This window comes from Streptomyces kryoterrae, assembly GCF_054072135.1.
In genome coordinates this window covers 123,721-147,880 of record NZ_CM133358.1, presented here as the reverse complement: position 1 = coordinate 147,880, position 24,160 = coordinate 123,721, and the positions used below count along the sequence as shown (strand labels likewise).

Annotated in this window: 8 protein-coding genes and 1 pseudogene; 7 read left to right on the top strand and 2 right to left on the bottom strand. The window is 69.3% G+C overall.

The annotated features are described in order from the left end of the window. Positions 1-96: 96 nt before the first annotated feature. Both ACW4TU_RS00460 and ACW4TU_RS00455 read right to left on the bottom strand, forming a co-directional pair. Complete coding sequence (locus ACW4TU_RS00460) at positions 97-408, bottom strand: hypothetical protein (RefSeq protein ID WP_457430748.1); 312 nt, start codon at positions 406-408, stop codon at positions 97-99. 15 nt (positions 409-423) lie between these two features. Continuing rightward, a pseudogene (locus tag ACW4TU_RS00455) lies at positions 424-495 on the bottom strand (hypothetical protein); the annotation flags it as partial. A gap of 1,147 nt (positions 496-1,642) precedes the next feature. Here ACW4TU_RS00455 and ACW4TU_RS00450 point away from each other — a divergent pair. The 7 genes from ACW4TU_RS00450 to ACW4TU_RS00420 all read left to right on the top strand — a co-directional run bounded on the left by ACW4TU_RS00450 (position 1,643) and on the right by ACW4TU_RS00420 (position 24,142). Further along, entirely contained in the window at positions 1,643-2,338 is a 696-nt protein-coding gene (locus tag ACW4TU_RS00450) for an aspartyl/asparaginyl beta-hydroxylase domain-containing protein (RefSeq protein ID WP_457423424.1), read from the top strand. Next, positions 2,335-3,063, top strand: a complete 729-nt coding sequence (locus tag ACW4TU_RS00445; RefSeq protein WP_457423422.1) for a 4'-phosphopantetheinyl transferase family protein — start codon at positions 2,335-2,337, stop codon at positions 3,061-3,063. Before ACW4TU_RS00450 ends, ACW4TU_RS00445 begins: the two co-directional genes overlap by 4 nt. Then, entirely contained in the window at positions 3,060-11,261 is an 8,202-nt protein-coding gene (locus ACW4TU_RS00440) for an SDR family NAD(P)-dependent oxidoreductase (protein WP_457423420.1), read from the top strand. The genes ACW4TU_RS00445 and ACW4TU_RS00440 overlap by 4 nt, the downstream gene beginning before the upstream one ends. Positions 11,262-11,275: 14 nt before the next feature. After that, positions 11,276-20,302 carry an amino acid adenylation domain-containing protein gene (locus tag ACW4TU_RS00435; RefSeq protein ID WP_457423418.1) on the top strand — a complete coding sequence of 3,009 codons (9,027 nt, stop codon included), beginning with the start codon at positions 11,276-11,278 and terminating at the stop codon, positions 20,300-20,302. Next, positions 20,302-21,981, top strand: coding sequence for a cytochrome P450 (locus tag ACW4TU_RS00430; RefSeq protein ID WP_457423416.1), 1,680 nt, complete (start codon positions 20,302-20,304; stop codon positions 21,979-21,981). The genes ACW4TU_RS00435 and ACW4TU_RS00430 overlap by 1 nt, the downstream gene beginning before the upstream one ends. Positions 21,982-22,238: 257 nt before the next feature. Further along, positions 22,239-22,979, top strand: coding sequence for an SDR family NAD(P)-dependent oxidoreductase (locus ACW4TU_RS00425; RefSeq protein WP_457423414.1), 741 nt, complete (start codon positions 22,239-22,241; stop codon positions 22,977-22,979). A gap of 59 nt (positions 22,980-23,038) precedes the next feature. Beyond that, complete coding sequence (locus tag ACW4TU_RS00420; RefSeq protein WP_457423412.1) at positions 23,039-24,142, top strand: SIS domain-containing protein; 1,104 nt, start codon at positions 23,039-23,041, stop codon at positions 24,140-24,142. Positions 24,143-24,160 lie beyond the last annotated feature (18 nt).

Below are 24,160 nucleotides of genomic sequence, written 5' to 3'. Positions count from 1 at the left end.
CGCCGAGCGGCAGCATGGGCACGACGGCGTGCCAGGAGGTGATCGTGGTGCCGGCTCGGTCGGCGATCCACGCGTACAGCAGGAGCCCGGACATCATCAGCAGCGCCCCGGCGAACAGGCAGTTGCGTCCATAGCGGGGAACAGCTTACGGACGGCGAAGTTGCCGGCGATCGGGACGCCCAGCGAGAACGGGATCGCGGTGAGGCCGGTGTGCAGCGCCGACCAGCCGAGACCGCCCTGCAGGTAGAGCGTCCAGCTGAGGAAGAATCCGGCCGGGATGCAGCTGAACATCAGATGTGCGCCGGTCCCGGCACCGAAGGCCCGGATCTCGAAGAGGGAAAGAACGACCAGCACCATGCCCCGGGGGTGGTTCTCCGCGTTCCGCCGGCGACTGCTGCTGTCCAGCACGAGATGCCACCCCGGAGCCACTTCAATGGTTTCCGGCCATAGCGAGTATTGCTCTCTTCGAGAGATCTCACTGAAGGTGGCCGGCATCAGAAGCCAGAAGTCGAATGATTGAGTGGACTACACGAAACGAAGCCAGAGCGGAAGTTCAATGTTCACACTCATACAGCCCCGGCTTACCCTCGACCATCATGGTTGGATTTACCCCCCGCGAGCTTCGCAACCTTGATCGAATTCAAAGGAATCCTAGGTCATCTGCTGCAAGCCGTCAACCATGATCCGTCACCTGCAGCACTGCGGCTGCCAAGCATTTCATTCGACCAGGTCAGCGGTATGCCGGTACTTGTGAATCACTCCGCCGGGCAGGTCTCAGCGGCTTATGTCCAGGCGGGTGACTCGCCATCAGTGAACGGTTGGGGACCGCGGGCAGCATGCGCGCCGACCTGGCTGCAGCGCGCTGACCGCGGCCGCACACCCCCAGCGGCCTGGCCGTTCGGTCCGGCACAGCGATCACGGAGCTCAGTGGAAGTCCCGTCAATTCGCCGACCTGTGAGCTGAGTCGCGGGTCACGCAGCCCAAGGGTGCCATCGGCGTGAGCGTGGACAGGAGGACTGCGCGAGTCCGGTTGCGATCAAAGGGCCAGTCCGGTCAGGTCTGATGGCGGCTTTGGCAACTTCCACTTTCCTCTTTCCCCGCGCAGGAATTAGCTGGTGAACGGTGGGGCCGGGCTGAAGAATCGAGCTACGTGATCCTCGAAGGGCGGTTGACGGGCGTGATCAAGGCAACCTAAGCTCCCGATTCGATGGGGGAGCGAGACGGGGAAGCCTCACGCCGCAAGGGTTGGAGGTGGCATCTCTGTCATTGCCTTCCTCTGGCTTACTGATTCTTGGTATCGGCAATCCAAGGTGGCGATCGGGGGGCACGTCTTACCAGAAAAGTCGCGATGGCTCATGCTCTCCCGGGTGAGGTGTTGTATCTTCAGTCTCTCCGGAGAAAACGCTGACATCTATCGGATGTTGTGCAACGGGGAAGGGTGACACCCGCTGTGGCCCGCCACAGTCGAGGTTCCCCCCGCGAGGGCAGATTGCACCGGCTGTAAGCCGTCAGGACTGCCTCACCTTTATCGAGGAGAGCTGGACTGATATGCGACCACACAGCCTTCGCCTGGCTATGGCGTCACCTGTTTGAGCCTATTTCGCAACCGAAAAGCGCAATCGACACCGGGGGGTAAAGACGCGTGCGCTCGCACATACTCGGCTGTATCGAACTCGACCAGGAGTGCTTGAGGGAAGGTCTCGGATATCTTGCCTCGGTGTCACCTGTGGAAGAGGAATATGGCGAGTTAGATAACGGGTTATGGAAGAATATTCCGCTGTACAACGCGAGTGGTGGCAGCGACGACAGGCTGTTCGGTGATCTTCACTCCGCACCGGCGCAATCCCCCGAGCACGTCGAGCACGTTCCGTACCTCAACGAGACTGTCATCATGGTCTCCAACGTTGAGCGGCTCCAAATGGCTCGTACCAGGAACCTGAAGAACGCCGTCGTCATCCCGCGCCGCGACCTTGCGGAGCTCGACCAGTATTTCCGCATTCATTTGATGTTCGGGGACAGCCCACCGGCCATTCACTCGGACGACGACACCGTCATCCACAAGCGGGTCGACGAGATCTGGTTCCTCGACCCGACTGCCGTCCATTCGGCCGTCGACTTACCTGAGTTCGACAGGCAGTCGCTCCGCGTCGACCTCGCCTTCGAGGGCGCGTTCGACGAGAAGGAAGCCTTCGCGTACGCCACCGCGTACACCCCGAACCGCAGCCCCGACATTGACGAACACCTGCCGTCCACCAAGGAGCGAGCACAGGAGCTCGACGAGCACTCCCCGCTGACCAGCTGGTACAGGGCCGGAGAACAGGGCCCGGGGGAACAGTGATCGAGGACATACTTCCCGCCGACGTGATGTCTGCGGAGGCATTCGACGACGACGCGGACATTCATCTCTTCGCCGAGGAACGTGCGGCCGTCGCCAATGCCGTACCAGAACGCCGACGGGAATTTTCGACGGTGCGCGGGTGTGCTCGTACCGCGCTCGGCCAACTGGGAATTCCTCCGGTTCCCCTGCCGCCCGGGCGGCTCAGGGCCCCGCAGTGGCCGGCCGGAGTGGTCGGCAGTATGACGCACTGCTCCGGATACCGTGCGGCCGCGGTGGCGCGGGCCAGTCGGCTGCATTCCGTGGGTATCGACGCCGAGGAGAGTGCCCCGCTTCCCGGATCCCTGCTCGACCTGGTCGCCCTGCCGACCGAACGAGACCTTGTGGAACAGCTCGGTGCGCAGAGTGACGCGGTGCCATGGGACCGATTGCTGTTCAGTTGCAAGGAGGCGGTCTACAAAGTCTGGTTCCCCCTCGCCCAGCGGATGCTGGGGTTCGACGGGGCCCGGATCGACATCGATTCCCGCGGGTTCTTCTCCGCGCGCTTCCTGGTGCCTCCACCCCAGGCGTCCGGGAATCCGGTTCCCCGGCTCACGGGGCGCTGGATGCACCGCGACGGGTTCATTCTGACCGCTATCGCCCTCCCCCTGTCCGTAAGCGAATCCCCGGTTCGCGCCGTGCACACTCGGGCACCCTCGCGCGCCTCTTTTGGGACGGAAAACCGATGACCGTATTGCCCACGTTCACCGAGACCTTTACCGTCACCGCCGATAACCCCCTGTTGCGCGGGCACGTCGTGTACGGCCGTAGCCTGTTGCCCGGCGTCGGCTACGTGGACATGGTGCTCCAGGTACTCGCCCGGCACGGGCACCCCATGCCCGAGGTGGAGCTGCGCAACCTCACCATCCTCGCGCCCCTCGTCGCCGGGCCCGGTGAGGCCGTCCTGACCACCGTCGAGGGGCGCCCCGCGGCCGGAGGGGGATGGCGCATCGAGGTGCGCAGCTGCCGCGCCCAGGACGCCACCGACGTCCTGCACGCCGTCGTCACCGCGCACCACCGCGGCCCCGTCGCCTTCACGGAGCGGCTCCCGCTGCCCGTCCAGGGGGCGACCCGACGCACCAGCATGGACGAGATCTACACCTGGTGCAGGGAGTACGACCTTTTGCACTCGGGCCTGATGAAGCTCGGCGGCGCGGTCCACCACCGTCCCGGCGACTGGATAGCTGAGCTGGAACTCGCCCCCGAACACCAGGCCTCCACCGGCGCGTTCCTCTTCCACCCCGCCCTTTTCGAAGCCGGGCTCCTCGGCGGCGGTGTCGCCCTGGGCATGCTGCACGGGGACAACGACGGCCCCGGCCTCTACCTTCCGCTGATGTTCGACCGGTTCCGCGCGGCCGGGCCGCTGGGTGGGCGTTGCTACGTTCGGGTGCCCGCCGACTCGGTCCGCCGCGACGACGAACTCATCCGCCTGGTGGTGGAGTTCTACGACGAGGCCGGCCAGAAGGTCGCCGAGGTCGGGCAGTTCGTCGCCAAGCGCATCCGGGCGGCTGGCGCACTCGATGTCCGTGGTGACGCTCCCGTTGCGCCGGCGGCAGTGCTTGCTCCTGCTGTTGCGCCGGTGGTGGGTTCCCTGCCTGTCTCCGCTGTGTTGCGGGAGTTGGTGGGTTCGCGACTGGGTGTGTCTGCGGATGTGGTGGATGTGGGGTTGGGTTATTACGAGTTGGGGTTGGGGTCGGCTGACCTGCTGTCGTTGGTGGAGGAGTTGGAGGGGCGGTTGTCGGTGGAGTTGTCGCCGACGGTGATGTTCGAGCATGGGACGATCGCGGACTTCGCGGCGTGGCTGGAGCCTCAGCTGTCTGCTGGTGGGGGCGTGGCAGCGTCGGCCGTGCCCGCTCCCGTTGCGCCGACGGCAGTGCTTGCTCCCGCCGCCGCGGCTCCGGCCGAGAAGGCCCCGGCTCCGCCCGTCCCCGACTCCCTCTCCGTCGTACGCACCGCCCTCACGGAAGAGACGGCGGCCCTTCTCGGCGTGCACCCCGTCGATGTGCGTCCCGACGCGGAACTCAGCGAGTTCGGGCTGGACCTGGGCGGGCGGGCGCGGCTCGCCGAGCGGGTGAACGAACGGTTCGGGCTGGCGCTGACTCCGGGAGTCTTCAGCGAGCACCGCACGTTGCAGGCCATGGCGTCCCACCTCGTCGGCGCCCACGGCGTCCAGAACACACCCGCTGTCCAGAACGACTCGCCGAGCACCTCCGCCCCGCAGACCCACCCGCTGCTCCAGCGGACCGTGCCCGGTGGTCCAGCGGACGAGGTGACGTACGAGACCCGCTTCGACGGCTCCGAACCGTATCTGCGTGACCATCAGGTTCGCGGCGCCCGGGTGCTGCCGGGGGTCGCGCATCTGGAGATGGCGCGCGTGGCGGTCGCCCGGGCGCTGGGCCGGGAGGATGCCGCAGCCGTCCGGCTGACCGACGTCGTGTGGCTTCGGGCTGCCGTGTACGGCCCCGACGGGCTGACGCTGCGCGTGCGCGTGCGCACCGGCGGGGAGGGCTGCACGTACGAGGCCCTCGCCGTCGGAGCCGACGGTGCCACCACCCTGTGCGGGCAGGGCCGGGCGAGCCTCGAAGACGGCACCGGGCGCACCCTGCCCCTCACCGAGCTGCGGGCCGCATGCACCGAGACGATGTACTCCGGCGAGCACGTCTACGACCTCTACGGTGGCCTCGGCCTGGATTACGGCCCCTCGCAGCGCTCCCTTACCGAGCTGCGCACCGGCAGGGACCCGGAGGGCCGCCGCCAGGTCCTCGCCGAGTTACGCCTGCCGGAGGCGGCCGAACCGCTGCACGGCGGCCTGCTGCACCCGAGCATCCTCGACGGCGCCCTCCAGGCCACCATCGGCCTGTGGCTGGGCGACGGCGGCTCAGTGGCGCCGGCCCTGCCGTTCGCCCTCACTCGCGCCGAGGCCTTCGCTGCCTCGCCCACCATCGCGTACGCGTGGATCCGTCACCAGCTCGGCAGCGGCACAGACCGGGCCTCCGCCCGGCTGGACGTCACCGTCGTCGACGAACAGGGTCGTGTGTGCGCGGACCTGACGGGTCTGTCCAGCCGTCCGTTGCCCGCCGCCGATTCGCCGGCAGAGCCGGAGTCGGTGCGTCCCGGCGACATCGCGATCGTCGGTGTGAGCGGCCGCTACCCCGAAGCCGCCGACCTGGACGAGTTCTGGCAGAACCTGCGCGCGGGCCGCGACTGCGTCTCCGAGGTCCCCGCCGCCCGATGGAACCACGGCCGGTACGCCCAGGCCGGCGCCGGCGGCTGGGGCGGATTCCTGGACGACATCGACCGGTTCGACCCGCTGTTCTTCCAGATCTCGCTGATGGAGGCCGACCACCTCGACCCGCAGGAACGTCTGTTCCTGCAGTGCGCCCACCACACCCTGGAGGACGCCGGATACACCCCCGACCGGCTCTCGCGCGGCGCGAAGGTCGGTGTGTTCGTCGGCGTGATGTACCACGAGTACCAGCTCCTCGGCGCCCAGGCGCAGGAACGCGGCGAGTCTGCGGCCCTGTGGGGCAGCGCCGCCACGGTTGCCAACCGGGTGTCGTACTTCTACGACTTCCACGGCCCGAGCCTGGCCGTGGACACCATGTGCTCCTCCTCCCTGACCGCCATCCACCTGGCCTGCGAGGCCATCCGCAGCGGTCAGTGCGACACCGCGCTCGCCGGCGGCGTCAACCTCACCCCTCACCCCAACAAGCACCTGGTGCTCGGGCAGCGCAAGTTCCTCTCCAGCGACGGCCGGTGCCGCAGTTTCGGTGAGGGCGGCGACGGCTATGTGCCCGGCGAGGGCGTCGGCGCCGTCCTGCTCAAGCCGCTGGAGCGGGCCATCGCCGACGGCGACCAGATCCACGGGGTGATCAAGGGAACCGCCGTCAACCACGGCGGGCGCACCAGCGGCTACTCCGTGCCCACCCCGGTCGCCCAGGGCAAGGTCATCGCCGACGCTCTCACCGACGCCGGGGTCGACCCGCGTGCCCTGAGCTACCTCGAAGCGCATGGCACGGGCACCTCCCTGGGCGACCCGATCGAAGTCTCGGGCCTGGAGCAGGCCTTCCGCCGCGCGGGCGGCGCACCCGAGCAGCTCGCCATCGGTTCTGTGAAGTCCAACATCGGGCACCTGGAGTCCGCCGCCGGGGTCGCCGCCATCACCAAGGTGCTGCTCCAGTTGCGGCACGGCGAACTCGTGCCGAGCCTGCACTCCGCGACCCTCAACCCGCACATCGACTTCGACCGCACGCCGCTGCGCGTCCAGCGGACCCTGGAACCCTGGCGGCGCCCCGTGCTGGAGGGCCGTACGCTGCCGCGGGTCGCAGGGGTGTCCAGTTTCGGCGGCGGCGGCTCCAACGCCCACGTCGTCATCGCCGAGTACCAGCCGCCGGCCCGCCAGGCCGATGCCCCGGCCGACGGCCGCCCCGCGCTGCTGGTGCTCTCCGCCAAGAGTGAGAGCCAGCTCGCCGAACAGGCCCGTCGTCTGCATGCCCGGCTCGGCGAGACGACCGACGCGGACCTGCCCGCGATCGCCTGGACCCTGCAGACCGGACGCATGGCTCTGGAGGAGCGCCTCGCCTTCGCCGCGAGCAGCCTGGCCGACGCCCGCGAGCGGCTTGCCGCCTTCGCCGCGGACCCGGGCGCGATGGGCCCCTGGCGCCGGGGTACCGTCCGCCCGGACCGCACCGCCGGCGCCCCGGCGCTGCGCGCCGCGCTGGACGCCTGGACGCGCCAGGGTTCGTACGAGACGCTGCTGGCGCTGTGGGCCGACGGCGCCGAGGTGTGCTGGGAGGACGTCTGGCCGGCCGGCAGCGCCGTGCGGCGCATCGGACTTCCCGGTTACCCGTTCGCCCGCGAGCGCTGCTGGTTCGACATTGACACCGAGGGCGCACCGCACCGGCCCGCACCGGCTGCCGGGGAGCCGGCAGTCAGCGGCGCCGACGTGCTGTTGCTGCGGCCCGAGTGGACGGCGCGCGTCATCGCAGCGGCCGTGCCCGGTGAGCTGTTCGCCGAACGGCACGTCGTGGTGCTCGGTCGGCTCACCGACGGCGACCGCGACACCCTGCGGGCCACCCTGCCCGCCGGGACCGGGTTCACCATCCTTCATCCAGCCGACGCATCGTTGGACCGGCAGTACGTCGATGCCGTGCGGCAGGTGTTCACGCTGACCCGGCGGCTGCTGGAACAGGGGGTGCGCCGGACCACGCTGCTCCAGGTCGCGCTCGTCGGCGACAGCGACCAGCTGGCCTGTTTCACCGGTCTGGCGGGGCTGCTGCGCACGGCTCACCTGGAGAATCCCAAGCTGCACACCCAGTACCTGGAGTGTCTGGACGGTGCCTCGCCCGCCACCGTCGCCGCGCGCCTCGCGGCCGAGGCCACCGCCGACCCCGAGCCGGAGGTACGCCACCGCGACGGCCACCGCCAGGTCCGCCGCCTCACCGAGATCACCGGCGCTCGACCCGCCGCCCCCTGGCGGGAGGACGGCGTCTACCTCATCACCGGCGGCATCGGCGGACTCGGCCTGATCACGGCCCGGGACATCGCCGCCGCCACCGCCGGCCGCGCCACCGTCATCCTCACCGGGCGCTCTCCGCTGACCGACGAACGGCGCGCCGCGCTGGACACCCTGCGCGCCACGGGCCTGACCGTCGACCACCAGCGTGTCGACGTCGCCGACCGGCACGCCCTTGCCGGTCTGCTGGCCCGGGTGACCGCGGAGCACGGGCCGCTGGTCGGCGTGCTGCACGCCGCCGGCGTCATCGAGGACAACTTCGTCGTCCGCAAGAGTGCGAAGGAACTGGAGCGTGTCCTCGCCCCCAAGGTCACCGGACTCGTCAACCTGGACGAGCTGACCCAGGAGCAGCCGCTGGAGCTGTTCGTCTGCTTCTCCTCGATCGCCGGCGCCTTCGGCAACCCCGGCCAGAGTGACTACGCCGCCGCCAACGCCTTCATGGACGCCTACGCCACCCACCGCAACCGGCTCGTCGATGCGGGCCTGCGCAGCGGCCGCACCGTCTCCGTCAACTGGCCGCTGTGGGACAAAGGCGGCATGGGAACCGAGGGGCCCGTCCGCGAACAGCTGCGCGCCCTGGGCCTCGTCCCCCTCGACACGCCGCGCGGCCTGGGCTCCCTGCACCAGGCCCTGGCCGGCGCCGCGGGCGGTGTCACGGAGGGCAGCCTGCTCGTGGTGGCGGGCGACCGCGAGGCGCTGCTGACCCGGCTGACGGAGCACGCCGGAGAGCCGGCACCGCAGACCGCCGTGCCGCGGAACGTGGCAGCGCCGGCCACGACGGTTACGGCACCGCAGGCCCCCGTTCCCGCCACGGCGGCCGGTGGCGGATCCGCACGGTCCGTCGAGGACCGGGCCGTGGCCCACCTCAGGCGCGTGCTGGCCGCGGCCCTCAAACTCGGGCCCGAGCGCCTCGACCCCGACATCCCGCTGGAGCGGTACGGCATGGACTCCGTGCTCGCCGTGACCATGGTCCAGCCGCTGGAGGACACCTTCGGGCCGCTGTCGCGCACGCTGCTGTTCGAGGTGCGGACGCTGCGCGGGCTGGCTCAGTACCTCGCGGACGAGCACGCGCAGGCGCTGCGCGCCCTCGTGGGCGAAGCGGCGCCCGAGGCACCCCGGCCGCAGACCCCCGCACCCGAGACGGCCCGGCCGAACACCACTGCCACCGCCCCCGCCCCGGTCTCGTCCCCGGCGGGCCAGGACATCGCGGTCATCGGCATCGGCGGACGCTACCCGCACGCCGACGACCTGGACGCCTTCTGGGCCGCGCTGCGCGAGGGCCAGGACTGCGTCACCGAGGTCCCCGCCGACCGCTGGAAGACCGACAGCGGCATCCGATACGGCGCCTTTCTCGACGGCATCGACCGGTTCGACCCGCTGCACTTCGGCATCTCGCCCCGCGAGGCCGCCGCGATGGACCCGCAGCAGCGGCTGTTCCTGGAGACCGTGTGGCACCTGCTCGAACAGGGCGGCGTCACCCAGGAGGTGATCGAGCGCCGGTACGGCCGGCGCGTCGGCGTGTACGTCGGAGCCGCCTACCAGATGTACCGGGCGGACGCCTCCGAACCGGTGCTCGCGGCGCTCACCTCGTCCGCCTCGTACAACCTGATCGCCAACCGCGTCTCCCACTTCTTCGGTTTGGAGGGTCCGAGCCTCGCCGTGGACAGCATGTGCACCTCCTCGGCGATGGCCGTCCACCTCGCCTGCGCCGACCTGCTGCGCGGCGAGTGCGAGCTGGCCGTCGCGGGAGGAGTCAACCTGACCGTGCACGAGGACAAGTACGTCGCGCTCTCGGAGATGCAGCTGCTCGGCACCCACCCGGGCAGCCGCAGCTTCCGCGACGGAGACGGCTACCTGCCCGCCGAGGCGGTCGGCGCCGTCCTGCTCAAGCCGCTGGACGCGGCGCTGCGCGACGGCGACACCGTCCTCGCGGTCCTCAAGAGCACCGCCTCGCTGCACAGCGGCCGCTCCAACGGCTTCATGACGCCCAGCCACCGCACCCAGGTCGCTGCCATGCGTCGGGCGCTGGAGCGGGCCGGTGCCGAACCCGGCTCCATCGGCTACGTCGAGTCCGCCGCCAACGGCACCGCGTTCTCCGACGAGGTCGAACTGCGTGCCCTGCGTGAGGTGTTCGCCGGCGTCACCACCCCGGTTCCGGTCGGCGCCGTGAAGTCGAATCTCGGGCACCCCGAGGCGGCCTCCGGCATCGCCCAGCTCACCAAGGTCGTGCTGCAGCTCCAGCATGGCCAGATAGCACCGCTCGTCAGCGCCGGCACCGCCAACCCCCGTCTGGACCTGGACGGTTCGCCGCTCGAGCTGTGCGACCGACTGACGGGCTGGGAGCCGCGCGGCGGCACGGACACCGGCGGCCCGACCCAGCCCCGCCGTGCCCTCATCAACTGCGTCGCGGCGGGCGGCTCTCACGTCAGCATGGTCGTCGAGGCACCGCCGGCCGCCGCCGGGGTCCGGACCGCCACCCCGGACACCGTGCCGCAGGTCGTCGTGGTCTCCGCCCGGACCGAGGAACGCCTGTACACGGCGGTACTGCGCCTGCTCGACCACTTGGCGGACCTGCCCGGCGAGGACGCCGCCGACTCCACCGTGAGCCTCGCGGACATCGCGTACACCACGCAGCTGGGCCGCGAGCCGCTGACCGAGCGGCTCGCCGTGGTTGCCGCCGACCGTGCCGCACTGGCCCGGGCGCTCGCCGAACACTTGGCGGGCACCCCCACGACCGTACCCGTGTACCGGGGCAACGCCGACAACGACCCCGGACCCTGGACCTCCGTCCTGTCCGGTGCCCGGAGCGAGGCCTTTCTCGCAGGGCTCGCCGAGGATCGGGCCCTGGAGGAACTGGCTGCCCTGTGGGTGCACGGGGTCCGGGTGCCCTGGAGCGCGCTGCACACCGGGCGGCGCCGGATGGTGCCCCTGCCGGCCACCGCGTTCGAGGCAGGCACCTATTGGGTCGGTCGAAACCCGCAGGCGGCCGTACCGGAGACGAGGGCACAGGAACCCGTGCCGCCCGCCGACGCTGTCACCGATACCGAGCAGGCCATGGCGCAGGCCTGGGCCGACGTCCTCCAGGTCGACGCGGCCACGCTGACAGCACGGACCGACTTCTTCTCGCTCGGCGGCAACTCGCTGCTGGCCGCCCGGCTGATCAATCTGCTCAAGGAGCGGGCGGGCGTCGAGCTGCCGACAGAAGCGGTCTTCAACTCACCGCGCCTTTCCGACATGGCCCGAGAGCTGCGCGCACGCCTCCTGATGGCCGGGGACGCGAGCACGCGCGAGCTGGACCTGATCCTCGAAGGCATCGCCCTGGTCGAGCACATGAGCGACGAGGATCTGGACGCGCTGGACATCGAGAACTGAGGCAGGGGACGACGATGGGTACCACCAGCCAGGACACCGGTCTCGACCTCATCCGGAAAATCCGCTCCCTGCCGGAAAAGCGGCAGCGCGCCCTGATCGCCCTGCTCGGCAAACAGGGTGTCGACCTCTCCACGCTCGAAACCATTCCCCGCCTGTCCCGGACCGACGGCACACCTGTGCCACTGTCCTTCACCCAGCAGCGGCTGTGGTTCCTCGCCCAGTTGGACGGCACCAGCGCCGCCTACAACATCCCGATGGCGATGCGGTTGCGCGGTCGTCTCGACCGCGCCGCGCTGTTGGGCGCCCTGGAGACGATCGTCCAGCGGCACGAGGTGCTGCGCACCCGGTTCGCCGACCACGGTGGCGTACCGTGCCAGGTCATCGGCGACGGCAGCGACTTCACGGTCGCCGAGGACGAGGTGACCGACCCGGCGCGGCTCGCCGCGATCTGCCGCGACGAGGCCGCCGCCCCGTTCGACCTGGAGCGCGGGCCGCTGATTCGGGTACGGCTGCTGCGGCAGTCGGAGCAGGAGCACCACCTGCTCGTCACCACGCACCACAGCGTGTCCGACGGCTGGTCGGTCGGTGTGTTCTTCCGCGACCTGGTCGCCCTGTACGAGGCGTTCTGCGCGGGTCGTCCTGACCCGCTGGAGCCGTTGCCCGTGCAGTACGCGGACTACGCGCACTGGCAGCGCGACCGGCTCGCCGGTGACCTGCACGGCCGTCAGACGGACTACTGGAAGCGTCAGCTGGCCGGCGTCGACCCGCGGCTGACACTGCCCGTCGACCGGGACCGTCCGCGTGTGAAGACCTACACGGGGGCGAGCGAGAACTTCACCTGCCCGGCGGAACTGTTGAGCGCCCTGCGCGACGTCGCCAAGGTCCACGGAGCCACGCTCTACATGACCCTGTTGACCGCTTACACCGTCGTCCTCAACCGCTACACCCACCAGACGGACATCGCCGTCGGAACGGTCGTCGCCAACCGCGGGCGACGCGAGGTCGAGGATCTCATCGGATTCTTCGCCAACACCCTGGTGATGCGCGCGGATCTCGCGGACGACCCCGACTTCCGCGATCTGCTGGCCCAGGTGAAGAAGACCGCGCTGGAGGCCTACCACCATCAGGAAGTCCCCTTCGAGGCCGTCGTGGAGGCCCTGGACACCGAGCGCAGCCTCGCCCATTCGCCCGTCTTCCAGACGATGTTCGTCCTACAGGAGGCACAGACCCGACGGGACGTCACCCTCGGCGGTCTTGAGGTCTCCCCAGTCGAATTCGATCTCAGCTTCACCAAGTTCGACCTGACGGTCGACCTGCGGGAGTCCCCTGACGGCTTGGTCGGTACCGTCGAGTACAACCCCGACCTGTACGACCGCGAGACCATCCGGCGCTTCATCGGTCACTACACCCGGCTGCTCGCCGCTGTCGCCGACGATCCGGCGCTGCCCGTGTCCCGGCTCGCCATGATCGACGCCGAGGAGCGTCGCCAGGTGGTCGAGGTGTTCAATGACACCGAGAGACCCTTCAGCGACGACCGGTGCCTGCACGAACTGTTCGAGGAGAGGGTGGCCCGGCACCCCGAGCGCACCGCCCTGGTCAGCACCGACCGCTCATGGACGTACGCCGAACTCGATGCCTGGGCCGACCGGATCGCCCGCGGACTGCGCCGACACGGTGTCGGGCCGGACAAGCTGGTCGGTCTGCACGCGGAGCGTTCCGCCGAGATGGTCGCGGGCATTCTGGGCGCGTTGAAGGCCGGGGGCGCCTACATGCCGATCGAGCCGTCCTACCCGGCGGCCCGCCGCACCGACCTCGTGGACCATTCCGGGGTCGCCGTGGTCCTCACTCAGCCGCACCTGGACACCGAACCACTGCACGGCGTCGAGCACCTGCTCGTCCTGCATCCCGACGGCACCCTGCGCGACCAGGAGGGCATGGACGTCCTCGACGCCCGGGACGCGGACATCCCCACGCCCGAATCCGGTACGCACGCGGGTCACCTGGCGTACGTGATCCACACCTCCGGCTCCACGGGCCGCCCCAAGGGCGTGATGATCGAGCATCGGGCCGCAGTGAACCGCATCGAGTGGATGCAGAACCAGTACCGACTCACCGGCGACGACGTCGTCCTGCAGAAGACGCCCTACAGCTTCGACGTGTCCGTCTGGGAGTTCTTCTGGCCGCTGCTCTTCGGCGCCCGTCTCGCGATCGCCGCGCCCGGTGGTCACCGTGACCCGGCCTACCTGGTCTCCGCCGTCCGCGCGTTCGGCGTGACCACCCTGCACTTCGTGCCGTCGATGCTGCGCAACATGGTCGAGGAGCCGGGCTGGGCGCGATGCACGACCGTACGACAGGTGTTCTGCAGCGGTGAGGCGCTGCCCCCGGACCTGTGCACACGCCACTACGAGCAGCACACCGCGTCGCTGCACAACCTGTACGGGCCCACCGAGGCAGCCGTCGACGTCAGCCACTGGACCGTCCCCGCTGATGACACGCCCCGCGTCGTGCCCATCGGCCGGCCGATCCAGAACATCCAACTGCACGTGCTCGACGAGGCTCTCGCACCGCAGGGCGTCGGCTGCGTCGGCGAGCTGTACATCGCCGGCGTGGGGCTGGCCCGCGGCTACCTGTACCAGCCCGAGCTGTCCCTCGAACGGTTCGTGCCAAACCCGTTCGACGCTTCCTCCGACGCCCGCATGTACCGTACCGGCGACCTGGCGCGCCGGCTGCCCGACGGCGACCTGGAGTTCCTCGGCCGCGCCGACGACCAGGTCAAGGTGCGCGGCTTCCGCATCGAGCCGGGCGAGATCGAGCACCGGCTCACGGAGCACCCCTCCGTCCGCTCCTCGGCCGTCCTGATCCGTGAGGACCAGCCCGGCAGCCCCCGCCTGGTCGCCTACGTGGTGCCCGAACCCGGACACGCCCTCGCCGACCACCGCGCCGACCTGATCAGGCACCTCGAGGGCGCCCTGCCCGAGTACATGGTGCCGAGCGCGTACGTCGAACTCGCCGACCTGCCGGTGACCGCGCACGGCAAGCTCGACCGCCGTGCCCTGCCGGCCCCCGGCATCGACGCCTTCGCCCAGCGCGCCTACGTCGCACCCGTCACCGACACCGAGCGGCACCTGGCCGACGTCTGCGCCGACCTCCTCGGCTTCGAAGCCGACAGGGTCAGCGCCGAGGACAACTTCTTCGCCCTCGGCGGCCATTCCCTGATGATCACGGTGCTGGTGGCGCGGCTGAAGGACAGAGGTCTGCACATCACCGTCCAGGACGTCTTCACCGCGCGCACGCTGGCCGATCTGGCGGCGCGCGTAGACGCGACCGGAGCGGCGCCCGCGCACACCGTCCCGGCCAACCGGATCCCGGAGGGCTGTGAGCGTCTCACCCCCGACCTGCTTCCGCTGATCGACCTGACACAGGAACAGATCGACACCGTCGTGGCCGCCGTGCCCGGCGGGGCGGCCGGCATCCAGGACATCTACCCCCTGCTGCCGACGCAGGAGGGCATCCTCTTCCACCACCTGATGGACCCGGACAACGACCCGTATCTCGTCTCCACCCTCTACCGGGCCGACGACGAGCAGGCGTGCGCCCGGTTCATCGATGCGCTGCAGCGCATCGTCGACCGCCACGACGTGATGCGCACCGCTGTTCTCACAGCAGGCCTGCCCGAACCGGTCCAGGTCGTGCACCGGGCCGCGCGGCTCCCCGTGGAGCGGACCAGGCTCGCCGCCGGCCGGGATCCCGAGGAGCAGGCGAAGGAACTGCTCGCGCGCCAGGAACGGATGCGCCTCGACAGCGCGCCGCTGCTGCGCATGGTCGTCGCCGAGGAGCCGCACTCGCAGCGGCGCTACCTGCTCCTGACCGCCCACCATCTCATCGAGGACGCCACGTCCCTGCGACTGGTCCTGCAGGAGCTGGCCATGCACATGGCGGGCCGCGCCGACCTGTTGTCCACCCCGGCGCCCTACCGCGACTTCGTCTCCCACACCTTGGCCAGGCACACCACGGACGACACGGTGGACTACTTCCGGGCAGCCCTCGAGAACGTCACGGAACCCACGGCGCCGTTCGGCCTCACCGACGTGCACGGCAACGGTCGGCGGGCCGGTCGGCTACGCCGAGCGCTGCCCGAGTCCCTCGCGCGTGATCTGCGGGCCCAGGCCCAGCGTCTGCAACTGAGCCCGGCCTGTCTCTTCCACGCGGCATGGGCCTGTTTCGTCTCTGCCACCAGCGGGCGCGACGACGTGGTGTTCGGCGCCGTGATGTCCGGGCGCCTGCAGGGCGTGCCCGGGGTGGAGCGCATGCTCGGCAACTTCATCAACACGCTTCCCCTGCGCACCCGGCTCGCCGGCCGGACCGTGCGCGAGCTGATCACGGACGTCGACACCGGGCTGCGGGAGTTGATCGCACGCGAGCAGAGTCCCCTGAGCCTGGTCCAGCGGTGCAGCGGCCTGGACGGCGACGCCCCGCTGTTCAGCGCTGTGGTCAACTTTCGTCACTTCGAGGCGGGGCACGACGAGGAACTGCCGCGCATCGACGACCACGGGGTGCGCTTCCTCGCGGCCGTGGACGCCATCAACTACCCCGTGACGGTATCGCTCGACGACTTCGGCACCGAGCTGTCGCTGGACATCCAGGTCGAGGAGACGGTCACGTGCGAGGCGGTGGCCGACTGCCTCGAAACCGCGTTGGCGGGCCTTGTCGATGCCCTCGCCACGGATGACGGGACCGGCATCGCCGCGCTGGACGTCAATGTCCTGCCGACGGGCGACCGGCAGCGCCTGGCCGAGTGGAACGACACCGCGACACCCCTCCCGCACGAGACGTTGCCTGCCGCGTTCGAGGCGCAGGTCGCACGTACTCCGGACCGCACCGCGCTGGTCTTCGAGGGCCGCACCCTGTCGTACGCGGAACTGAACGCCCGTGCCAACCGGCTCGCACACTGGCTGATCGAGCGGGGCGCCGGGCCCGGGCAGCGGGTAGCGATCCGGATGCCGCGCTCGTTCGACCTGGTGGTCGCCGTCCACGCCGTGGTGAAGACCGGAGCGGCGTACCTCCCCATGGAGACCGACCTCCCGGGCGAGCGCGTGGAGCAGGTGCTCGCCGACAGCGTGCCGCTGCTCGTCCTGGAGGAGCTGCCGGACACAACCGGCGCCCGGGACGACAACCCCCGGGCCCAGGTGGCCCGGGACGACGCCGCGTACGTGCTCTACACCTCGGGTTCCACGGGCAGGCCGAAGGGCGTGGTGATTCCCCATCGTGCGGGCGTGAACTGGACCGCGTGGAAGCAGAGCCACTACTGCATGAGCGGCGAGCACCGGATGCTGCTGAAGACGTCGGTGGGGTTCGACGTGTCGGTGCCCGAGCTGTTCTGGCCGCTCCAGGTCGGCGCGGCTGTGGTGATCGCCCGGCCTGACGGACAGAAGGATCCGGAGTACCTCGCACGGTTGATCCGCGATGAGCGGGTCACCGACCTTCACTTCGTCCCGTCGATGCTGGCCGAGTTCCTGTCGGAACCGACTGCGCAACAGTGCACCGGCCTGCGCCACGTCGAGACCGCGGGCGAGGCGCTTCCGGTCGAGCTCGCCGAACGGTTCGCGCGCGTGCTGCCGTACACCGAACTGCACAACCTGTACGGGCCCACCGAGGGCGGTGCCACCACCGCCTGCCTCTACCGGGCCGAGCCCGGAGCGACAGCCGTGCCCATCGGCCCTCCGGTGTGGAACACCCGGGTGTACGTGCTGGACCAGGCGCTGCGACAGGTACCGGTCGGGGTGCCCGGTGAGCTGTACGCCTCCGGCGACGGCATGGCCTGTGGCTATCTGAACCGGCCGGAGCTGACAGCCGAGCGGTTCGTGGCCAATCCGTTCGAACCCGGAACACGCATGTACCGCACCGGTGACCTGGTGAGATGGCGTGCGGAGGGCACCCTCGACTACCTCGGCCGTGTCGACGACCAGATCAAGGTGCGCGGCTTCCGCGTAGAACCCGGCGAAGTCGTGAACGTACTGCTCAAGCACCCTTCGGTGCACCGTGCCGTGGTCGTCCCGCAGGGGAGCGGCGCCGACCGCACGCTCGCCGCCTACGTGAGCCCGACTCCCCAGTGGCTGCACACCGTCGTCGAGGAGGAGAACGCCGCCCAACTCGAACAGTGGCGGCAGCACTCCGACGACCTGTATGGGCTCGGCACCGGATCCGCCGACCAGGAATCCGTCGAGGCCGCGGCCCGGCAGCTGAGGCGCATACGCCCGAAGCGGGTGCTGGAGATCGGCTGCGGCGGGGGAGAGCTGCTCCTGCGCTACGCCGCGGGCTGCGCTTCGGTGCACGCGCTCGACCCGTCGGCCACGGCTCTCGACGCGGCACGCCGCGGCGTGGCAGGCCGCGGATGGTCGCATGTCACTCTGACCCAGGGGGACGCACTGTCCGTGGCGGAGCTGTCCGGCGAGAAGTACGACACGATCGTGCTCAACTCGGTGGTGCGGCACTTCCCGAACGAGGAGTACCTGGAACAGGTACTCGCCCTTCTGGTCCCGCTCCTGGAGGACGGCGGCAGCATCCTTGTCGGCGACGTCCGGAACCTGGATCTGTTCAACGCCCAGCTCTGCGCGGCCGAGTGGGATCGCAGGGAGCCTGGCGGCACCGTCGACACGCTGGCCGCCCAGGTGCGGCGCAGCCGGCGTCAGGAGCGGGAACTGCTCGTCAGCCCGACGTACTTCGCACGATTGCCGGAGCGTCTCCCCGAGATGGGAGCGGTCGACCTCCTCGTCGGGCTGGGCGAGGGAACCAGTGAGGCACTCGCCTACCGCTACGACGTGATCCTGCGCAAAAACGTTGCGCCGGCCGCCTCTCTGTCGTGGCTTGAGGCCGCCTCCCCGGCGGAGCTGCGTGCCCTGCTGGACGGAGAGGTCCCCGACCGGTTCGGGGTGAGCGGCTTGACGAACCCCCGCGTCACCGACGCCGTGCGCCTTGGCGCGGAGCTCGGGCGCAGGTCGCATCCCCGAGCGGCTGAACCGCTTGCACCCCGATCGCGGCCCGCGGACGAGTTCCTGGAGCTGCAAACCGTTCTCCTGCACGCCGAGGATCTCGGCTTCCAGGTGGCGGGCACCTGGTCGCAGGACCGGCTCGACGGCCTCGACCTGGTGCTCGGACGGGGTGAACTGCCCGGCGTACGGGCGCGTGAGCCGTATCGGGCACTCGCCGCGACCAACCATCCGCAACTGGGCCGCAGGGGGCCGTCGCTGGCTCGCGCCCTCAAGGAGCACCTCTCCGCGCAGCTGCCGTACTACATGGTGCCCGGCACGTTCGTGGTCCTCGACGAACTGCCGGTCACGCCGAACGGCAAAGTCGACAAGCGGGCCCTGCCGGCCCCGGACGAGGCCGATGTGACCAAGGAGCGGTACGTCGCCCCGCGGACCGACGCACAGCGCGCGCTGTGCCGGATCGTCGCCGACGTCCTCGGTCTCACCCAGGTCGGACTCCAGGACAACTTCTTCGACCTCGGCGGACATTCCTTGCTCGCGACCCGGCTCACGCTGCGGATCAAGAAGGAGACCGGCGCCGAGCTGCCGCTCCAGCTGATCTTCAGCGGAGCCACCGTCGAAGAGATGTCCGCCGTCCTGGATCCGTCGGCGGAAAAGGAGAGCGGACCGTCGGGCCCGGCCGACCGGGCAGCGGTCGACGAGGCCGGGGAGCGGGGTCCGGCACCCATCACGCTTCAACAGCGCGACCTGTGGTTCCTCAACCGGCCCGCGCACCTGGGAACGGCACACGACAACGTCCAACTGGCGTTCCAAATGAACGGTTTCCTGGATCGCGAGGCCTATGCGCGCGCCGTGGGGGCGCTGGTGGAACGGCATGCGGTTCTGCGCACCGGCTATGTCCGGCACGACGGCACCGTGACCCAGAGCGTCCATCCCGCCGACGGCTTCGCGGTACGGCCGGCTGCCGTCGACGAGGAGGCGGTCACGCAGTGGCTGCGCGCCGAACGGCTGCGCCCCTTCGCACCGGAAGACCGGTACGCGATCCGCGCGCACCTGCTCACCGTGTCCGACGATCAGCACATCGGAGTGCTTACCCGGCCTTGGGGAGTCTTTGACGGCTGGTCCGTGAACGTCGTACTGGCGGAACTGCTCGAGCTGTACCGCGCGCTCAGCCTGGGGAAGACACCGGAGCTGCCCGAACTGCCGCTGTCGTACGCCGGGTTCGCCCGCTGGCAGGCGCAGACGACCGCCGCCGCGGAGCTCTCCCGCCAAGAGAGCTACTGGCGGCGGCAACTGGCGGGGCTGCCGACCTGTCTGCCGCTGCGCACCGACTACGAGCGATGCCCGGTCAAGACGTACCAGGGCTCGTCGGTGGATCTCCGGATCTCCGCCGAACTACTGGAACATCTGCGCCGGTTGAGCCAAAAGCAGGGGGTCACGCTCTACATGACCCTGCTGTCGGCCTTCGCCGTTCTGCTGGGCGGACACATGGACGGCAGCGAACTGGCCATCGGCACCGCGGTGTCGAACCGGCCGCGGAGCGAACTGGAGCGGGTGGTCGGCTACTTCGTCAATCTGGTGGCGCTCCGTCTCGACGTGCCCGCCGACCGTTCCTTCCCCGACGTGCTGGCGCAGACCAGGCGCGTCACCACCGAGGCGCACGAACACAAGGATCTGCCGTTCCCTGACCTCGTCCGGGCTCTGGTGCCCACTCCCGAGCCGGGGCATTCCCCACTGTTCCAGGTCATGTTCAACCTGCTTCCTGCTGCCGCCCCCACCGGGGCCGGCGGTGACGGAACGGACCTTCAGGTGCTGCCCGTCCGTCCCGCGACGACGACCACGAAGTACGACCTCAACCTCGTCGCGGAGGAAACGGCATCGGGTCTGCGGGGCTACCTGGAGTTCAGCGCCGACCTCTTCTCCCTGCGGACCGTCGAGCGCATGGCCCGCGCCTACGAGCGGTTGCTGGCGGAGATCGTGGCGTCCCCGGAATCGGACGTGGCCCACCTGCGCACCGCCACGGCGGCGACACCGGACTCACCGAGGACGCCTTGATGACCAGTCCCTTCGACAGTCCGGACACCGACTACCTCATCATCGTCGACGACCGGCGGCAGCACTCGCTGTGGCCGTCGGCCATCGATGTCCCGGCCGGCTGGACCGTGGCCTTCGGGCCCGCAGGGCGGTCGGACTGCCTGGAGTTCACCGCATCGGCCTGGACGGATCCGCGTCCGGCGAGCGCGTGCCCGATCGAGCACCGGCCGGCGCGGCCGGCACCCGCATTACCCGACGTGCCGGGCCCACAGGACGCGGCCCGGCACGGAAACAGCAGAAGGAGAGACAGCATCATGACCTCGACCACTTCGAGGGTTTCGGCGCCTCCCACCATGGCGGGGCACCCGCTGTTCGGCTCGCTGATGGACCTCCAGCGGGACGCGCTGGGCACCTACCGTAAGGCGCTGCGGGACCACGGTGACGTGGTCCGGTTCACGGTGGGTCCGCCGGGACTGCGGGCGGAGTTCTACGGTGTGTTCTCGGCGGATGGCGCTCAGCAGGTGTTGGCGTCCTCGGCGCAGACGTTCACCAAGGAGAACAGGTTCCTCGGGGAGCTGCGGCAGTCGTTCGGCAACGGGCTGCTCACCAGCATGGGGGACGAGTACCTGCGCCAGCGCCGCATGCTGCAGTCGTTGTTCACGCCTCGTCAGGTGAACAACTACGGCTCGGAGATCACCCAGGAGACCGGCAGCCTCGCCGAGCGGTGGCAGACCGCGCCGGACGCGACCGTCGACGTGGCGGAGGAGATGACGGCACACACGCTGCGGACGATCTCCCGCATCCTCTTCGGCCGGAAGAACGACGTGGACGCGATGGTTCCCACGGTTCAGCGCAACTTCCCGCTGATCAACGCCTATGCGGTCAAACGGGCCTTCGCCCCGGTGAACCTGTCCCGGAAGGTGCCAACGCCCGGCAATCTGCGCGCCGCCAAGGCGCACCGTGAGTTGTACGAGGTGTGTGACGAGATCATCTCGACCCGCCGGGCCGAGGAGTCGACCGCCCCGGCCGGCCGGAACGACATGCTCAGCCTGCTGGCGCGGGCACATGACGACGACGGCAACCCGATCAGTGCAGAGGAGACCCGGAACCAGGTCCTCGTCTTCCTCGTCACCGGTCACGAGTCCACCGCCACCACACTGGGCCTCACCCTGCATCTCCTGGCCTGTCACCCCGAGGTGCAGGCCCGCGCCCACCAGGAGGTCGACAAAGTCCTGAGCGGCCGTGAGCCGGTCGCCGAGGATCTGGAGAAGTTTCCCTACCTGACGCAGGTGCTCAAGGAGACGCTCCGTCTCTACCCCGCCGCGCCGGCGCAGGGGCGCGTCGCCACCGAGGACGTGCGGATCGGCTCCTACACCATTCCGGCCGGCGCCGACGTGGTGGTCAGCTCCGGCGTCGTTCAGCGCCGTCCCGATGTCTGGGAGAACCCCGACGCGTTCGACCCGGACAGGTTCCTGCCGGAGCACGAGGCCGCGCGCCCGCGCTACGCGTGGTTCCCGTTCGGCGGTGGGCCGAGGGCGTGCATCGGCCAGCACCTGGCGATGCTGAACGCCACCCTCACTCTGAGCGTGCTGCTCCAGAAATACTCGTTCACCGCTGTCGACACCGACATTCCGCTGAACACCGGAATAACCCTGCGGCCCACCGGTCAGGTCCGCTGCAGGCTGACGCCGCGAATCTGATCGTACGGGCGGCCCTTATTCTCCGGAAGATGTGCCGCCCTGTGAACGCGGTCTTGCTGGAGCGAATGCAATCGAGCTAGGCTGAGTGCGGTATATGAAATTGGCGCGGCATTTCTGCAGGCAGCCTGTCCGGTCCGCCGATGGTCGGCCGGTATTCCTACCCCTGGCAACATCTCACGGCCGATTCCTCCTGGGCTCGAGGATCGGATGAGTTTTCTTTTCCGGCCAGTCCGTCGATGCGTACAGGAGACATGAGGGTGCACAGGGAATTCGCGATGGTGACCGGCGGTACCAAAGGCATCGGGCTCGGACTGAGTAGGCGCCTGGTGTCGTTGGGGTACCGGGTCGTGGCGCTGTACCGGGGCGACAAGGAGTCCGCGGCCGCGGCCGAGCGAGAGTTCGGCGGCTCCTTCCGGGCCCTGCAGGCCGACCTGGCGGACCCCGACGCGGTGGTCACCGTGGGGGACGAGCTGCTCGCGGAGTATGGGGCGCCCAGGGTGCTGGTCAACAACGCCGGCCGGAACATCGACCGTCCCTTCCTCGACATGTCGTTCGACGACTGGGATCAGGTGATCGCGGCCAATCTGTCCGCGCCGTTCTATCTCACGCGGACGCTCGCGCCGAAGATGCTCGAGGCGGGCGGTGGATCGGTGGTGAACGTCGCGGCCACCACGGGGATCCGCCCGCGGCTGGACGGACTGAACTACTGCGCCAGCAAGGCGGGGCTCCTGCACTTCACGAAATGCCTTGCCATGGAGCTCGCTCCGACCATTCGCGTCAACTCGCTGATTCCCGGAATGATTGACACCGAGGAGATGCGCACGCGATTCCGGACGGGCGAATCGCACTATCGAGACAAGTTGCTCGATGAGATCCCGCAGCGACGTATCGGGGATGTCGACATGATGGCCGACGCGCTGGAATTTCTGATCGGGGAGAAATCTTCATACGTCACCGGTCAGAAGTTGATCGTGGACGGCGGGCAGTTCATGTGGTGATTCTCGGGGCATGAGCGAGAAAATAATCCACTTCCATTTTCCGGAAAGAGGCTGTGTACGTGCATACCCGTATGGACCGGTACGAAGAATTTCTCTCCGATAATTACCGGAAGGGATTCACGAAGTCCGATGAATACTCGCTGGACGAGCTGTCCGGCAGCTTGCGCGAACGTATCGGCACAGGTCACTTCAAGCGTGTGGTCTTCACCGGCATGGGGTGCTCGGCGATCGTCTCCGATGTCGTCCGCGCCTTCTTCATCTCGACGGGCACCGAGGTGGAGTTCCACGTCTTCAACGACTACGACCACGCGTACCTGTTGCCGTCCTCCGTCATCGACGACGACCGGACCCTGATCATCCTGAGCTCCTACAGCGGCCACTCCCTGGAGCCCGCGCGGGCCTTCCACGCACTCGCGCACGCCCACGACCGGATGGTTCTGCTCACCTCCGGCGGGCGCCTGGCCGAGCTCGGCCGCGAGGCCGGTGTGTCCATCCTGCGCTGGGAGCTGAGCGAGCCCGACCGCGAGTACCCCTTGTTCCACGTCGGGCAGTACTTCGCCATCCTGCTGGACGTCTTCTTCCGGCTGGGCCTGGTCGCGCAGGACTTCGGAGACGAGGTGCGGGCGCTCCCGGACCACCTGGCCGACGACTTCACCGACGCGCACCGGGAGTTGGCGCGCACGGCGGCACTGCGGAGCCGAGACGCCAACATCATCATGGTCGCCTCGCCGGTGTGGCACGAGAGCCTGCTCAAGCTGGCCAAGATGCACCTCAACGAGATCGCCATGGTGCCGGCCACCCGCAACTACTTCCACGAGTTCTGCCACAGCGAGGTGGCGACCCTGTCGGACCCGACGCGCAAGCACAGCGTGCTGCTCTTCGCCGACGCGGACGACGACGAGTACACGCAGGGCAAGCGGAAGAACCTGACAGGCCTGCTCACGAGCGCCCGCCCGGAGAACGCGAACATCGAGGTGATCGAGGTCCCCATGGCCGAACCCACCTTCATGCGGAAGTACTTCACCGCCCTGGAGTTCGTCCAGCACCTCACGCTGGCTCTCGGCCGCGCACACGAGACGCAGTCGCGCAACCTCATCTCCGAGGCCGCCGGAAACCCCTGGTACCACGGCGACACCATCGTCGCGGAAGCGGCTGCCCGCTAGTTCGTCACGAGCCGGAGC